We start from the raw sequence: 14573 nt of genomic DNA on the forward strand, positions 1-14573 counted from the left end.
CCCGCAATCAGGATGATCGCCGACGCAGCAGGGCCCAGGCATGCCGCGCGATCTGTTCGTCCTCCTGCGAAGGCAACACCCGCACCATGCAGCGCGACGCCGCGGCGCTGAGCGGATCGCCGCCCGTGCGATTGCGGGCGGCATCGATTTCCACGCCGACGCAGGACAGGCCGCCGCAGATCGCCGCACGCACTGCCGCGTCGTGTTCCCCGATGCCGCCGGTAAAGACCAGCAGATCGATGCCATCCAGCGCGGCCACCATGCCCGCGATCTGCTTGCGCACCGAATAGCAGAACAGGTCGATGGCCAGCCGCGCATCCGCGTTCGACACCGCCGCTTCGTGCAGCCGGCGCATATCGCTGCCGACGCCGGAGATGCCCAACAGGCCGGAGCGGCGATCGACCAGGTCCTCCAGCATGCCGGCATCGAGCTTCTTTTCGCGCGCGAGGTAAATCAGCACCCCGGGGTCGAGATCGCCGCTGCGTGTGCCCATGACCACCCCGCCGCTCGGCGTCATGCCCATGCTGGTATCGACGGACCGGCCATTGCGGACCGCGCTGATACTGGCGCCGTTGCCCAGGTGGGCGATCACCAGCCGCTCGGGCAGCGCGTCCACCAGCTGGCGCACGATCGACTCGCAGGACAAGCCGTGAAAGCCATAGCGCTGCACGCCTTCGGCCCGCAGCGCCTTCGGCAGCGGCAGGACGCGGGCCACATCCGGCAACTCGGCGTGGAACACCGTGTCGAAACACGCCACCTGCGGCACGCCGGGAAAGTGCTGCTGCGCAAAGCGGATGACCTTGAGCGCCGGCGGCACGTGCAGCGGCGCAAAGGCGGTAGCCGCTTCAAGCTGTTTGAGGACAGCATCGTCGATGACGCAGTGCAGCCGCAGCTCCGGGCCGCCATGCACCACCCGATGCCCGATCACCTCCGGCGCCGGCGCCTTCCTGTCGGCAAGCAACTGGCCGATCCGCTTGATCGCGTCCTGCTGGCTGGGGATGGATGCCGTTTCGGCCAGCAATTCCCTCCCCTGTGAATCCTGTGCGCGGAATTTGCCCGGGCCGTCGCCGATCGACTCGGCCTCGCCGTCGAGCAGCAGTTCGGCCTTTTCCGCGCCGACGCGGTACAAACCGAACTTGAGCGAAGACGAGCCGCTGTTCAGCGCCAGTACGTGAGCCGCGGCGGCATGCGTCATGACTACTTCGCCCGCGGGATCCAGCGCCAGTCGCGAACCTCCGGCATGTCCTCGCCATGTTCGCTGATATAGAGCCGATGGCGCTGGATGGTTTCCCAGTACCGCGCCTCCGCCTTTTTCACCTGGTCCGCCAAGCGCGGGATGCGCCGGATGGCATCGAAGGCAAGCTGGTAGCGGTCGAGGTTGTTCAGCACCACCATGTCGAACGGCGTGGTGGTGGTGCCCTCCTCCTTGTAGCCGCGCACGTGGATGTTGTCGTGATTGTTCCGCCGGTAGGTCAGCTTGTGGACGATCGGCGGATAGCCGTGGTAGGCGAAGATCACCGGCTTGTCGGCGGTGAACAGCGCGTCGAAATCCCGCGCCTCCAGTCCATGCGGATGCTCGGACTGCGGCTGCAGCACCATCAGGTCCACCACGTTGACCACGCGGATGCGGATGTCCGGAACATATGTGCGCAGCAGGGTCACCGCGGCCAGCGTCTCCAGCGTCGGCACATCGCCGGCGCAGGCCATCACCACGTCCGGCTCGCCCTCGTCGCTGGCCCAGTGCCAGATGCCGGCACCGACCGAGCAGTGGCGAACCGCCGCATCCATGTCCAGCCACTGCCATTCCGGCTGCTTGCCGGCGACGATGACGTTGATGTAGTTGCGGCTGCGCAGGCAGTGATCTGCCACCGACAGCAGGCAGTTCGCATCCGGCGGCAGGTAGATGCGCACCAGGTCGGCCTTCTTGTTGGCGACATGGTCGATGAAGCCCGGATCCTGGTGCGAGAAGCCGTTGTGATCCTGCCGCCACACATGCGAAGTGAGCAGGTAGTTGAGCGAGGCGATGGGCTTGCGCCAGGGGATGTCGCGGGTCACCTTCAGCCATTTCGCATGCTGGTTGAGCATCGAATCGATGATGTGGATGAAGGCTTCGTAACACGAGAACAGGCCGTGGCGCCCGGTGAGCAGGTAGCCCTCCAGCCAACCCTCGCACAGGTGCTCGCTCAGCACCTCCATGACGCGGCCGTCGGTGCTGAGGTCGACGTCGACCTCCTCGACCTCCGCCATCCATTCCTTGCCGGTGACTTCGAACACCGCCTCCAGCCGGTTGGACGCCGTCTCGTCCGGCCCGAACAGCCGGAAATTCCGCGATTCCTGGTTCAGCTTCATCACATCGCGCAGGAAGCCGCCCAGCACCCGCGTCGATTCCGCCTCGACGCTGCCGGGTGTGGCTACCGCCACGGCGTAATCATGGAAATGCGGCATCGCCAGCGGTTGCAGCAACTCGCCGCCATTGGCATGCGGATTGGAGCCCATGCGCCGGTGGCCGGTCGGCGCCAGCGCGGCGAACTCCTCGTGGAACTTGCCGTGCGCGTCGAACAGCTCTTCCGGCTTGTAGCTGCGCATCCATTGCTCGAGCTGCTGCAAGTGTCCCGGCTTCTTGAAATCCGTCAGCGGCACCTGGTGCGCGCGCCAGGTGCCTTCCACCGGCTTGCCGTCGACCACTTTCGGCCCTGTCCATCCCTTGGGGGTGCGCAGCACGATCATCGGCCAGCGCGGACGCAGCACATCCCTCGCATCGTCCTGCGCGCGCGCGGCGGCCTGTATCTCACGGATCCGCGCCAGGATCGTATCCAGCGTCCCGGCCAGGCTCTGGTGCACGCGTTCGGGATCGGCGCCCTCGACGAAATACGGATCGTAGCCGTAGCCGCGCATCAGATCGGTCAGCTCCTCGCGGCCGATGCGCGCCAGCAGGGTCGGGTTGGCGATCTTGAAACCATTGAGATGCAGGATCGGCAACACCGCGCCATCACGCGCCGGGTTGAGGAACTTGTTGGAATGCCAGCTGGCGGCCAAGGCACCGGTCTCCGCCTCGCCATCACCGACCACGCAGGCCACGATCAGCTCCGGATTGTCGAACGCCGCGCCATAGGCATGCGCCAGCGAATAGCCCAGCTCCCCGCCCTCATGGATCGAGCCCGGCGTTTCCGGCGCCACGTGGCTGGGAATGCCGTAGGGCCAGGAGAATTGGCGGAACAACCGGCGCAACCCGCTGCGGCTGCGCTCGATCGCGGGGTAACGCTCCGTGTACGAGCCCTCCAGGTAGGTCTGCGCCACCAGGCCCGGGCCGCCGTGACCAGGACCGGCGACATAGATCATGTTCAGATCATGATCCTTGATCAGCCGGTTGAGATGTACATAAAGCAGATTCAGGCCAGGCGTGGTGCCCCAATGCCCCAGCAGGCGCGGCTTGATGTGCTCCAGCTTGAGCGGCTCTTCGAGCAGGGGGTTGTCCCGCAGGTAGATCTGGCCGATCGACAGATAATTCGCCGCACGCCAATAGGCATGGATCTTCCGCAGGAGATCGGGCGACAGGGCATTGGACATCGGGGTCTCCGGACACTGCTGGGCCTAATCAGGCAACCGTAGGCACGATAAGTTTCTCCGGCATCGGAGTGGATTCGCGCCTCCTAGCGTAAACCAAAAAAAGCCGCACCTCACGGTGCGGCTGCGATCATCCTTGATCGATACGCCGGCCATTCCTGGCCGGCAGACCGGATCAGGTGCTGCCGACGACCAGAGCGGACGTATTCACGCTCTTGACGCCGTTCACCTGCGAAGCGAGATCCTTGACATGGTCGATCGCATCCTGATTGCCCAGGCTGCCTTTCAGCACCACCACTCCGTGCACGGTTTTCACGCCCACTTTGAAACCCTTGCTGACGCTGTCCGCCAGGATCTCGGACTTCACCTTGGTGGTGATCCAGCTGTCGGACACGGCTTTCCTGGTAGCGGTCGCCGCCTTGTCCATCTTGCCGGCGGCAACATCGGCCGTGGAAGGCGCCTTGAGCTGGTCGTCGACGCTCTTCACGCCGCTGACACCGCGGGCGATGCTTTCGGCGGCGGACTTGGCGGCCGTGCTGGCCGCGGTGCCCGTCAGGGTGACCACGCCGTTGGTGGTGGTGACGCTGATGTCCGACTTCTTCAGACGGCCATCGTCGATGAACTGCGACTTCACCTTGGTGGTGATCACCGAGTCGGTCGCCACGGCGCCGATGCCGTCGCTATGCGGCTGCGGGGCGTCGGAGGTGTCGGCGTAGACGGCGGCGTTGAGGCCGAGCGCGAGGCCGGCCGCAATCAGGGTTTTGCAGAAGATGGAACGAAACATGGGGGTATTCATGGTGCTTCTCCGCTGGGCCACGAGGGGCCTGGTATTGAATCCGGATAAATGATGGATCGCCGTATTACCGCGGCGGATCCTGGATCACCACTTCGACGCGGCGATTGGCCTGGCGGCCCGCATCCGTGGTGTTGTCCGCTACCGGCGAGTCGTAGCCTTCACCGATCGCGGTCACGCGGTTGCTGGCGACACCGCGCCCGGTCAGGTACATGGCAACCGAATCGGCGCGCTTCTGCGACAGCGCCTGGTTCAGGCTCTGGCCGCCGCGATTGTCGGTATGGCCTTCGATGCGGACGGTGCGCTCCGGCGACTGGCCTAGGAACGCCACCAGCCGGTCGAGATTGGCGACGCTGCCAGCCTTGAGATCGGCGCGGCCGGTGGAGAACAGCACGTCGCCCAGGGTCAGCACCATGCCGCGATCGGTCTTCTTCGCCTGCATCGCCGCCAGCTGCGCCTGCAGTTCGTCGTTCTTCTGCTTCTGCGCCTCGGTCTGCGCCTTGGCGTTATCCGCTTCGCGGGTGCGCGCATCGAGCTGGATCTTACCGTTCTGCTCGCTCAGCATCTTGCGCTGATCCTCGGCGAACTTGGTCTGGGCCTGGGCCCGGGCGATCCGTACGCTGTGATCGGCCATGTAGACCAGATGCGTCTCCACCGCCGGATCGGTCTGCGGCTGCTCCGCCGCCTGCACCGCCGTGTCGGCGTCATGGATGGCCAGCGGGGCGAGATTCGCCAGGCGCGGGTCGGATTGCAGTTCGGTCAGGTCGGCACGCGCCTTGGCGGCGCCCGGATCCTTGACCACATCGGCCGCGCAGGCGGCCAGCAGCAGTCCGGCGGTGCCGATTGAGGCGCCGGACAGGGTGGCCCGGATGACGCTGGTGATCTTGTTCATGCTCAACTCCCCGAACCGCGTTGTGTTTCCTGACGCAAGGTATTGCTGTTCTTCTGCAGCTCCTGGTTGACCGCCTCGGCCTTGGCCAGGCGCGAGCGCGACGAAGCCAGCTGGGCATCGACACGGGCCTCATCGGCAAGCTGCCGCGCCTGCGCCATGCTCGGCTCATCGCCCTTCGCCACATCGGCGCGCGCCGCGGTGAGCTTTTCATGCGCGGTGCGCATTTCCAGCGGCGCCGCATCGGCGGCGTGATCGTTGTCCGCGTCGGTGATGGCGATTTCAGCCGCCTGCATGGCGTCGGAAGGAGGCTGCGGCGCGGCGGCGCAGGCAGCCAGCGCGAGCGCTCCTCCGGCGAGCAGGAAGCGGTGCAAATGGATGCCTGTTTTCATATGGTGACCTTTGAACTGATTGGCGAACCTGGGCGGCGAAACCGCACCGGGCCGCTGCGGGTTTCTCGTAGCGCAAGGTTTACGCGAATGGCATGTCCGGGTCCGTCTGTCAGCGCACATAGGCTGCCGGCGGCCACGGTTAGAGCCTTCTGCCCTGGATGACGCGGATCAGCACGACGATGATGGCGATCACCAGCAACACATGGATGAAGCCGCCCATCGAAAAGGAAGTCAGCATTCCCAGGGCCCAGAGAATGATCAGGATGACGGCGATTGTTTCGAGCATGGGATGTCTCCGGTGGTTGTGCGGCAACGCGCTGCAATCTCTTGGCTTGGATGCGGCGGCGCATCTTTCCATGCCGGGATCGCCTTCATCCGTGCGCAATCGAACACAGCGGACGCCGGATTGGACTATGCTAAGCCGAACGGAATCTCATACCCGTCGCTCTCGCGCGAATGGTGGCCGCCATGTCCGAAACTCCCAGACCGCAACAAAACCACCTCCTGGCCGCCCTGCCGGCCGAAGTGATGGCGCGCCTGCTGCCGCACCTGGAACTGGTGTCGCTGCCCCTGGGCAAGGTGCTGTACGAATCCGGCGATACCCTGCGCCACGTCTACTTCCCCACCGACTGCATCGTTTCCATGCTCTATGTCATGGAAAACGGCGCGTCGGCGGAAATCTCGGTGGTCGGCAACGAGGGCCTGATCGGCGTGGCCCTGTTCATGGGCGGCGAAACCACCCCCAGCCGCGCCGTGGTGCAAAGCGCCGGCCATGCCTACCAGATGCTGGGCCAGCGGCTCAAGGACGAATTCAACCGCCACGGCGAGTTGCTGCTGCTGATGCTGCGCTACACCCAGTCCCTGATCACCCAGATGGCGCAGACGGCCGTGTGCAACCGGCACCATTCCATCGATCAGCAGCTATGCCGCTGGCTGCTGCTCTCGCTCGACCGCCTGCAGGACAACCACCTGGTCATGACGCAGGAACTGATCGCCAATATGCTCGGCGTGCGCCGCGAAGGCGTCACCGACGCCGCCGGCAAGCTGCAGAAGCTCGGCGTGATCGAATACAGCCGCGGCAAGATCACCGTGCTCGACCGCCCCAAGCTGGAGCAGCTGAGCTGTGAGTGCTACGCCGTGGTCAAGAAGGAAACCGACCGCCTGCTGCACTACGTTCCAGCCCGAACCCGAGCTTGACCAGGGGGCCGTGCACCGGCAAGTACCGATCGGGAATCTGGCCGCTCAGCCGGTATCCGGTGGCTTTAGTGCATCTTCTGCAGATTGCGGTTTGCGATTTCTGTCACCGTTCCATTCGAATCGTCGGTGGTTTCCCGGACGGCAGGATAATCATGCGCCGCGGTGTCGTTCTCGATGGCCAGGCGGAATTGCTCACGCGCGGCCGCCGGTTCACCGGTATTCATATAGACCGCACCGAGATCCAGGTGCGCCATCGCCAGGTTGGGCTCGATTTCCAGCGCCCGTTCGAAATACGGTTTGGCGCGGGCATAATCCTTCTTCCGCATGTAGTTGAAGCCGGTATCCGTCAGCGAAGTACTTTTTCTTACTTCGGCAGTACTCGGCACTGCCCCGGCCTGCACGCTGGCGCTCGCGGTGATTGCAAGCAGGGCGGCGGCAACTAGGGATTTCTGAAAGAGAGTCTTCTTCATGGATATTTCCTGTAAAAGTGAGCGGCTCCCAGGATCGGCATGCAGCGGCAGTTAGGCCGCACTGCGCACCGATACCAGGAATTTGATTCAGGATAGGCAAACGCTGCGCCGGGGTCTGTACGCTGTCTCACGTTGCGCTGCGCAGTAACGGAAAGCACAAACAGCCAGGATCCACGCAACCATTGCAAATCCAGCCACGCCAATCTTCAGCGATTCATCCCTGGTCGAAAACGCGCAGCTTCACGACGGTTTCTTTCCCTGGCTCATGAGGTCGTCATCACCCTTGGCCGGGCCCGGTGGAGGACTCACGGTATCGTTCGCAGCCGCGGGGCTGAACTTGCGTACGACGCCATAGCTCCTGGGCATGGGCGCCAGGGCATCCGGCGAATCGCCGGACTCCATTGATGAATTCCCGTCGGCGGCCTTGGCCGCACCTTCGGACGCGCCTGGTTTCCTGGTCTCTTTCATGTGATCCGTCCGGCTTCCGTACGACTATCGAATGTGGATCGGAAAGAACAGGCTGACGCCCGAGGACTGCTCCGGCGGGTAATACACCGGTGCCGGCGCATACACCGGAACGGGCTCGTACTCGGGACGGCCGCGCCAGTCACGGCGGTCATAGCCGTGGCGCCAATGACCGCGATCGCCGCCGCCGTAGTAGCCATGGTGATGACCGCGATCGCCGCGGTCGCCACGCTCGTGATCACGGTCGGCCAGCGCCGGGCACAGGGCCATGCCGCCGATCATCGACAGCAGGACCACAGCGGCGCCGGCCTTGCCGGCGGTGAAACGGAAGCCGGGGCTTCGTGTCGTTGAATTCTTCATGGGGATTCATCCATTGGTGGAGTGAGTCCCCGGCACGCGGCCGGGGTTTCGCATCACGATTCGGTACGGCTTCCGATCAGCCGGCCTTGCTGGCCATGCGCTTCATCGCCTTGTGGCCGCGCTTGCGGAAAATCTCGTCCGCATTCTTCTTCTGCGCGTCCGACATGCTGCCGTAGAGGGTCTCGAACGCCGGGGCGAACTTCTGGATGCCGTCGGCATGCGCCTCGGCGATCCTGGCATAGGAATTCAGATCGTCGACCGCCGTCATGCCGCCGCCCTGGCTGGCGCGTGCCTGCACCAGCGGCGCCATGGTGCTGGCGTTGTCGCGCATCACCGCGGCGACCTTGGACCAGGAATCTTCCTGCGCGGCGGTGATGGCCAGGCGGGTATGCAGATCGTCGATCCGCGTTTCGACCTTGTCACCCTTGTCGCCCTTGTGGGGAATGTTCTCCCTGGACGCCGGCTGGCCCGCGGCCGGCGCCGCGGACGCCGTCGGCTCCGTATCCGCGGCCGAAACCTGCACCATCTGCGGCGCCGAAGCCGGGGCATCCGCCGCATGGGCCGGGATCAGGATGCCGATGGAGGCGAGGAAAGCAATCGTGGCGACGGCATACGCCGGGACGGCGGGCTTGAGGAAAATTCTTTGCATGATCTGACTCCGGACTGGGGAATGAGGAATGGCGCTGCGCGCCTGGGATGCGGCGCGGCGGTTGCGTACCGCGCGCGTCGATCGCTTCGCTCGCGTGGCACCGGGCCGACGCGCTCAACTTAGGCGCCGGTCAAATCGGCGTCCGTGCGTTGTCGAACATTGACGCCGGGCGGTCGCGGCACTCCCGGCGAGCCTGCCCGCATGGCCTCCGCGGCCGGGCACGGGTCAATGTGCGCAAGCGTACGGATCGCAACCTCGTCCTGCGCTATTACTGTGTCCGGCGGAGTCGTGCCTGTCGCCAACAGCGCCGTACCGGCACCCTACGCCGCCCCAGGAGTCCGCACATTCAACCCTCACATCAACCCCAGCAGAACCGCCTTCTGGCCGTTCTGCCGGAAGCCGAACGCGGCCGCCTGTATCCCTTTCTCGAACGGATACCGATGAAGCTCGGCCACGTGTTGTACGAGTCCGGCATCGCCCTCCAGCACATCTACTTCCCCGCCGACTGCATCGTTTCCCTGCTCTACGTGATGGAGAACGGCGCCTCGGCTGAGATCGCCGTGGTGGGCAACGAGGGCATGGTCGGCGTTTCCCTGTTCATGGGCGGAGAAACCACGCCCAGCCGCGCCGTGGTGCAGAGCGCCGGTCACGCCTACCGCCTGAAAGGCGAGTTGCTGAAAGCCGAATTCGGCCGCTCCGGCGCCACCCAGCACCTGCTGCTGCGCTACACCCAGGCGCTGCTGACGCAGATGGCGCAGACCGCGGTCTGCAACCGGCATCACACGGTGGAGCAGCAGCTCTGCCGCTGGCTGCTGCTGAGCCTCGACCGCTTGTCCGACAATAACCTGACCATGACCCAGGAACTGATCGCCAATATGCTGGGCGTGCGCCGCGAAGGCGTCACCGAGGCCGCCGGCCGGCTCCAGGCCAGCGGCCTGATCAGCTACAGCCGCGGAAAGATCACCGTGCTCGACCGGCCGCGCCTGGAGAGAAAGGTCTGCGAGTGCTACGCCGTGGTCAAGAAGGAGTCCGACCGGCTGCTGCCCGACACGATGGCGAGTTGAGGACCAGCCTGCCTGCCGCTCGCGGCCGGGAATCGCAAGTATCGGGACCACACTTCAGGCTATGCGCGACAACGCACTGAAAAGCCAGCGATGACAGCCTACCCTCGCCAATCCGAGCCGCGCCGCCACGATCCTCGTAGCGCCGGCACGGCTCTTCATATGGCAGGAAGCATCAATGCCACACGCAACTCCCGCACCGGTAGCCAATCGCTTGCTGGGGGCCTTGCCGCGACAAGTCCAGCAAAGGATGCAGCAACGCTGCGAGCCGGTCGAACTGGTTTACGGCGAGGTCCTGTGCGAATCCGGTGAACACATCCGGCACGTCTACTTCCCCACCAGCGGCTTCATTTCCCTGGTGACGGTGCTGAAAAGCAAGTCTTCCCTGGAAGTCGGCCTGATCGGCGACGAGGGCATGCTCGGCGTCTCGCTGGCCCTGGGCGTCGACACCTCCCCCGTGCGCGCCCTGGTGCAGGGATCCGGCTCCGCCCTGCGCATGCCGGCCGCCATCTTCCGCAGCGAACTGGAACGCAGCCCGGCCCTGCGCCATGACCTCGATCGCTATATCCATGTGCTGCTGGCCCAGCTCGCGCAAACCGCGGCCTGCACCTGCTTCCACGTCATCGAAGCGCGCCTGGCGCGCTGGCTGCTGATGACCCACGACCGCGCCCACGCCGACCACTTCTACCTGACCCATGCGCTGCTCTCGGAAATGCTCGGTGTACGCCGCAGCGGCGTCACCCGCGCCGCCGGCGAGCTGCAGAAAAGGAAGCTCATCCACTATAGCCGCGGCGACGTCACCATTCTCGACCGCAAGGGCCTGGAGCGCGCATCCTGCGAATGCTATGCCGCGGTGGTCGCGGACTACGGTCGCTTCTTCGGCTAGCGGGATGCGCGGCGCCGCAGCGGCAGCAAGGCGGCATGGGTGCGTTGCCGCACGGAACCGGCGGCCGGGCGGGCGTAGCGTGGCGGATGAATCAGCGGTAACTCTGATCCACGCATTTTCTCCCCCAAGAGCTTCCGGTTCTGTTTTCCCCCGACCGGGACTCCGCGTGGATCCGACCTTAGCCCGTCCGCACGGCCCCCCTTCGCGGACGGGCTTTTTTGTCGGGGCCATCCACGGCCTCCCGGCCGCCCGCCTGTGGACGATCGGCAGCATTGCTTGGTGCGGCAACGTACGGAAGCTGGCGCTGCCTCAGCCTATCTTCAGCCGGTGCAGTTTGCCGGACAGGTCTGGCAGCTGCTTGAAGAGCTGTCCGGGCTTCGGGCGATACGAAACATGATCCGACACCATATCGCCCAGGACCTTCTTTCCGCGGAAGCGGCGCCGCTGTACCTCGAGGCGGGCATGCCTGCGAGTGCACATGCGGCGCTGCTTTCAGGAGCGGTGGAGACGCACCCCGGGAGTGATCCTCCCCAGGCGGGCACTCCGCCCCATCCATTTGCCTACTATGCGTCGCCGCTGTCGACGGTGGTTCTGCTGGCGGTCTCGATCATCGCCTTGTCGGCCTTGATCAGGCTGCTGCGGGACGCAATCTCGCTGCGGCGCGGGCGTGATTGCGTCAGCGGACCAATCGTCGCATCCCTGATGCACCCGCTGCGCGTTCCCGCTACGTTCTCCATCGAACAGAACTGAACCTGCCGGGTGTCCACACTGCAGGCTGCGGCCGAGTTCGCCGCGCCAACGCATCAGGTGCACTCATGAAATATTCAATTCCCCTTGCTGCTCTGGTCGTGGCCTTCGGCCTCGGCGCCTGTGATCGGCCCGCTCCGCAGACCGTGATCGTCCCCGCAGCGGTACCGGGGCCTGCCGGCCCGGCCGGTGCAACCGGTGCAACCGGCGATACCGGCAGCAAGGGCGCCCCCGGCTACACCGGCCAGACCGGCGCCAGCGGTGATCCGGGCAGCAAGGGTGAGACCGGTGATACCGGGAGCACCGGCGCGCCGGGCGCAACCGGCGATACGGGCGCCAACGGCCGGCCGGGAGAGAAGGGTAAGACCGGCACCACCGGCAGCACCGTGGTCGTCGTCCCGCCGTCTTCGTAATCGGTCGAAAACAGGGCCAAACGCGCGGGGTGTGCAATCACATCCCGCGCCGTCCCGATCCGCAAGCGGCTCCTACAGCTTGTACTGCTGCAGGAAATTCCTGACCCGCCGGCCCGCTTCTTCGGCGCTGAGTGCGTAACGTTCCTGCACCATACCCGTCAGGGTGTCGGCCTGTCCGCCGGTGTTCAACAACTCTTCCTCGCTGAACCTGGACCAGACGATCCGGGCGCTGCCGATATGCTTCTTCCACTTGGCGGGAATCACGCCGGCCGCCGCTGCGGCCTCGGGAACCCGTGCGGTCACGTTGCCGAGGTTCTGGGCTGTTTCAGTCCGGGTGATGTTGCCGGGGCCGCTGGCGACCGGCGGCTGTGCCTGTTTGCTCATGAAAACTCCAATGAAAATCCGGACCCGATTCGCCGTGCGAAGTTGCCGCGAAAATCCGGGTGAAACCGGCGTAATTTACGCATGCCCCTGCATGACGTCTGTACGTCTTCGCACTTAGGCGGAGACCATCCTCCGCAATCACCCTGCGTCTGCCAGCGCACAGATGGCCATGGCGAACTTCGCCGACCATACCGCATGCACTTCCACATCTTCCTCCAGCTTCCGCCGGCCATGCTGCGCGCCGATTCAGGCGGAGTGCAGGCCTACACCGAAGACCTGGTGCAGATGCGCGCAATCCTCAGCTCCACGCCACCGCAGTTCTCCTGGTGGACGGCCGTACTGCTGCTCCTGATCGTGGCAACCTGGTTCGCCGCCCTGGCCGCGGGATGGATCTACCTCAGCCGCCGCCTGCGCCGGGCGCGGGATTCCCGGACCTTCCTATCCGCTCCGCGGCAAACTCCCCTGGCGGGCTGAGCTACCCCTTCCAGGCGCTTTCCGGGTGCTTTCCACGCGGCACGGCTTCAAACCCTCGAGGGAAAGCCCGCGTCCAACTGAATGGAAAGCTGGACCCATCCCAGGAGGAGATCAACATGAGCGGCAAGGCAAAACCAATCCCGGAAGGCATGCGCACGGTCACCCCGCATCTGGTCTGCGCCGGAGCAGCCAAGGCCATCGAGTTCTACAAGAAGGCCTTCAACGCCGTCGAAGTGACCCGGCTCCCCGGTCCCGGCGGCAAGCTGATACACGCGCAGATCCGCATCGGCGATTCCGCCGTGATGCTGGTCGACGAATTTCCCGACATGGGCTCGACCGGCCCACAGGCGTTGAAGCATTCGCCGGTGGTCATTCACCTGTATGTCGAGGACGCCGATACCCTGTTCGAACAGGCCGTCGCCGCCGGGGCCCAGGTCGTCATGCCAATCGCCGACATGTTCTGGGGCGATCGCTACGGCCAGCTGCGCGATCCCTTCGGCCACCAGTGGTCGGTCGCCACCCACCTGCGCGACCTGAGCCCGGAGGAAATCCGGCAGGGCATGCAGAAGATGTCGGGCTGAGACGCCAACCCGCATCGAGGGAGACCACGGGCAGCCCCGTAACGAGTCTCCCCCGCCGCACATGGTGGTAGAGGCGTTGCGTACCTGCGTAACGTGGGTCTGTTTTTTTTCGGCGCAGCGCAACCCGTACCCGCGGCAGGCGCCCGCCTGTCGCCGATTCTCCGTGCGCAAACCTGCTTCGTGGGAATTCCGTGGGAATCCGAAGGCGCGATACAGGCGATGCTGGCGCTCGATATATACATAAAAATATATCGCCAACGCCATCGCGCGCATCGTTCAAACCCAATCACGGAGAAGAAGCACCATGCAAGGGAAAGTAGTGGGCGCCGCCCTGTTCGGCCTGTCGTTGCCGCTGGCCGCACAAGCCGACGGCTTCATCGACAACTGGTTCGCCATGGCCAGCCGCAGCCAGGCCGGGCAGCCGCACTGGATCACGCCGCTGGCCACCGTCACGCCGCGCCTGGAGCAGGAGTTCCGCTCCGACTATCTGCACGAGCACCTGCCCAACGACACCAGCCTCGACAACTACGGCAACGGCAAGGGCCTGGAGATCATCCCCAGCGAGAACACCGAGGTCCTGCTCAACCTGCCGCCCTATGAGCAGCACGGCGGCGCCTCGCAGGAAAACGGCTTCGGCGATTTCTCGATGCTGGCCAAGTACCGCTTCCTCTCCGCCAACGAGGAGCATGGCAACTACATCCTCACCGGCTTCATGGGTGTGAGCGTACCCACCGGCGCCCCGCCCAACGGCGGCCAGGCCGTGACCCTCACGCCGACCATCGCCGGCGGCATGGGCTTCGGCGACTTCGACTTCCAGAGCACACTGGGCATCCAGCTGCCGGCGGACCGGGTGGCGAGCGTCGGCCGCACCATTTCCTGGAACACGGCCTTGCAGTACCACCTCGATCATTATTTCTGGCCGGAGATGGAGGTGAACTACACCCATTTCATCGGCGGCAAGAACGACAACAGGACGCAGGTGCTGCTGACGCCCGGCATCGTGCTCGGCAAGTTCGTCATCAAGAACCGCCTGGGCGTGGTGTTCGGCGCCGGCTACCAGCTGGCGGCGACGACGTTCAAAACCTACGACAACGCGGTGGTCGCAACGGCGCGCATGCCGTTCTGATCTGCGCTATCCCCTCTCCCGCCTGCGGGAGAGGGTGGCCCGAAGAGCCGGGAGAGGGCCGCGCCTCGGAAAACTGTGACCACCCGAAATAACAACTAGTGTTGTTGACAACTGAAACAACG

The 14573-nt window shown here is 65.0% G+C and carries 19 protein-coding genes; 8 read left to right on the plus strand and 11 right to left on the minus strand.

Annotated elements, in window-relative coordinates; translation table 11 throughout:
* Positions 1 to 7 precede the first annotated feature (7 nt).
* From BP26_RS0107845 to BP26_RS29310, 6 genes are all read right to left on the minus strand, one after another.
* On the minus strand, positions 8 to 1195 hold the full coding sequence (locus BP26_RS0107845) for an acetate/propionate family kinase (RefSeq protein WP_029920025.1): 1188 nt from the start codon (positions 1193 to 1195) through the stop codon (positions 8 to 10).
* A gap of 2 nt (positions 1196 to 1197) precedes the next feature.
* Positions 1198 to 3567 (minus strand): phosphoketolase family protein, encoded by a 2370-nt coding sequence (locus BP26_RS0107850; RefSeq protein WP_029920026.1) that lies wholly within the window; start codon positions 3565 to 3567, stop codon positions 1198 to 1200.
* Between the two features lie 172 nt (positions 3568 to 3739).
* Positions 3740 to 4360 (minus strand): BON domain-containing protein, encoded by a 621-nt coding sequence (locus tag BP26_RS0107855; protein ID WP_084182903.1) that lies wholly within the window; start codon positions 4358 to 4360, stop codon positions 3740 to 3742.
* A gap of 64 nt (positions 4361 to 4424) precedes the next feature.
* Positions 4425 to 5249, minus strand: coding sequence for an OmpA family protein (locus tag BP26_RS0107860; RefSeq protein WP_084182904.1), 825 nt, complete (start codon positions 5247 to 5249; stop codon positions 4425 to 4427).
* Positions 5250 to 5251: 2 nt separating this feature from the next.
* On the minus strand, positions 5252 to 5638 hold the full coding sequence (locus BP26_RS0107865) for a DUF4398 domain-containing protein (protein ID WP_029920029.1): 387 nt from the start codon (positions 5636 to 5638) through the stop codon (positions 5252 to 5254).
* A 139-nt stretch (positions 5639 to 5777) separates the two neighbouring features.
* Positions 5778 to 5924: a lmo0937 family membrane protein gene (locus BP26_RS29310; protein WP_157572414.1), complete on the minus strand. Its 147-nt coding sequence runs from the start codon at positions 5922 to 5924 to the stop codon at positions 5778 to 5780.
* Positions 5925 to 6106: 182 nt separating this feature from the next.
* Here BP26_RS29310 and BP26_RS0107875 point away from each other — a divergent pair, with 182 nt between their 5' ends.
* A complete protein-coding gene (locus BP26_RS0107875) occupies positions 6107 to 6835 on the plus strand; it encodes a Crp/Fnr family transcriptional regulator (RefSeq protein WP_036516305.1) in 729 nt (242 codons plus the stop codon).
* Positions 6836 to 6900: 65 nt separating this feature from the next.
* Here the strand turns inward: BP26_RS0107875 and BP26_RS0107880 are convergent, their stop codons facing one another.
* The 4 genes from BP26_RS0107880 to BP26_RS0107890 all read right to left on the minus strand — a co-directional run bounded on the left by BP26_RS0107880 (position 6901) and on the right by BP26_RS0107890 (position 8779).
* Entirely contained in the window at positions 6901 to 7305 is a 405-nt protein-coding gene (locus BP26_RS0107880; RefSeq protein ID WP_029920031.1) for a tetratricopeptide repeat protein, read from the minus strand.
* A 240-nt stretch (positions 7306 to 7545) separates the two neighbouring features.
* Positions 7546 to 7773, minus strand: a complete 228-nt coding sequence (locus BP26_RS29315) for a hypothetical protein (protein WP_157572415.1) — start codon at positions 7771 to 7773, stop codon at positions 7546 to 7548.
* Positions 7774 to 7797: 24 nt separating this feature from the next.
* On the minus strand, positions 7798 to 8130 hold the full coding sequence (locus tag BP26_RS0107885) for a hypothetical protein (RefSeq protein ID WP_029920032.1): 333 nt from the start codon (positions 8128 to 8130) through the stop codon (positions 7798 to 7800).
* A gap of 76 nt (positions 8131 to 8206) precedes the next feature.
* Entirely contained in the window at positions 8207 to 8779 is a 573-nt protein-coding gene (locus tag BP26_RS0107890; protein ID WP_211254861.1) for a Spy/CpxP family protein refolding chaperone, read from the minus strand.
* 344 nt (positions 8780 to 9123) lie between these two features.
* Between BP26_RS0107890 and BP26_RS0107895 the strand changes: the two genes are divergently transcribed.
* From BP26_RS0107895 to BP26_RS30855, 4 genes are all read left to right on the plus strand, one after another.
* The gene (locus BP26_RS0107895) at positions 9124 to 9843 is read left to right on the plus strand and encodes a Crp/Fnr family transcriptional regulator (protein ID WP_029920034.1); all 720 of its coding nucleotides are present in this window, start codon (positions 9124 to 9126) and stop codon (positions 9841 to 9843) included.
* 175 nt (positions 9844 to 10018) lie between these two features.
* Positions 10019 to 10726 (plus strand): Crp/Fnr family transcriptional regulator, encoded by a 708-nt coding sequence (locus BP26_RS0107900; protein ID WP_029920035.1) that lies wholly within the window; start codon positions 10019 to 10021, stop codon positions 10724 to 10726.
* A 279-nt stretch (positions 10727 to 11005) separates the two neighbouring features.
* Positions 11006 to 11476, plus strand: a complete 471-nt coding sequence (locus tag BP26_RS0107905) for a hypothetical protein (protein WP_157572416.1) — start codon at positions 11006 to 11008, stop codon at positions 11474 to 11476.
* A gap of 65 nt (positions 11477 to 11541) precedes the next feature.
* Positions 11542 to 11886, plus strand: a complete 345-nt coding sequence (locus BP26_RS30855; RefSeq protein WP_029920037.1) for a collagen-like protein — start codon at positions 11542 to 11544, stop codon at positions 11884 to 11886.
* Positions 11887 to 11958: 72 nt separating this feature from the next.
* On the opposite strand, the gene BP26_RS27455 is transcribed toward BP26_RS30855, so the two are convergent.
* A complete protein-coding gene (locus BP26_RS27455; RefSeq protein ID WP_051748613.1) occupies positions 11959 to 12270 on the minus strand; it encodes a CsbD family protein in 312 nt (103 codons plus the stop codon).
* Between the two features lie 195 nt (positions 12271 to 12465).
* On the opposite strand from BP26_RS27455, the gene BP26_RS0107920 reads away from it, so the two are divergent.
* From BP26_RS0107920 to BP26_RS0107930, 3 genes are all read left to right on the plus strand, one after another.
* Positions 12466 to 12744, plus strand: a complete 279-nt coding sequence (locus BP26_RS0107920; RefSeq protein WP_029920039.1) for a hypothetical protein — start codon at positions 12466 to 12468, stop codon at positions 12742 to 12744.
* 116 nt (positions 12745 to 12860) lie between these two features.
* Positions 12861 to 13325 (plus strand): VOC family protein, encoded by a 465-nt coding sequence (locus BP26_RS0107925; RefSeq protein WP_029920040.1) that lies wholly within the window; start codon positions 12861 to 12863, stop codon positions 13323 to 13325.
* 304 nt (positions 13326 to 13629) lie between these two features.
* Entirely contained in the window at positions 13630 to 14451 is an 822-nt protein-coding gene (locus BP26_RS0107930) for a hypothetical protein (RefSeq protein WP_157572417.1), read from the plus strand.
* The last annotated feature ends 122 nt before the right edge of the window (positions 14452 to 14573 follow it).

Source organism: Nevskia soli DSM 19509 (assembly GCF_000711955.1).
Classification (GTDB): Bacteria; Pseudomonadota; Gammaproteobacteria; order Nevskiales; family Nevskiaceae; genus Nevskia; species Nevskia soli.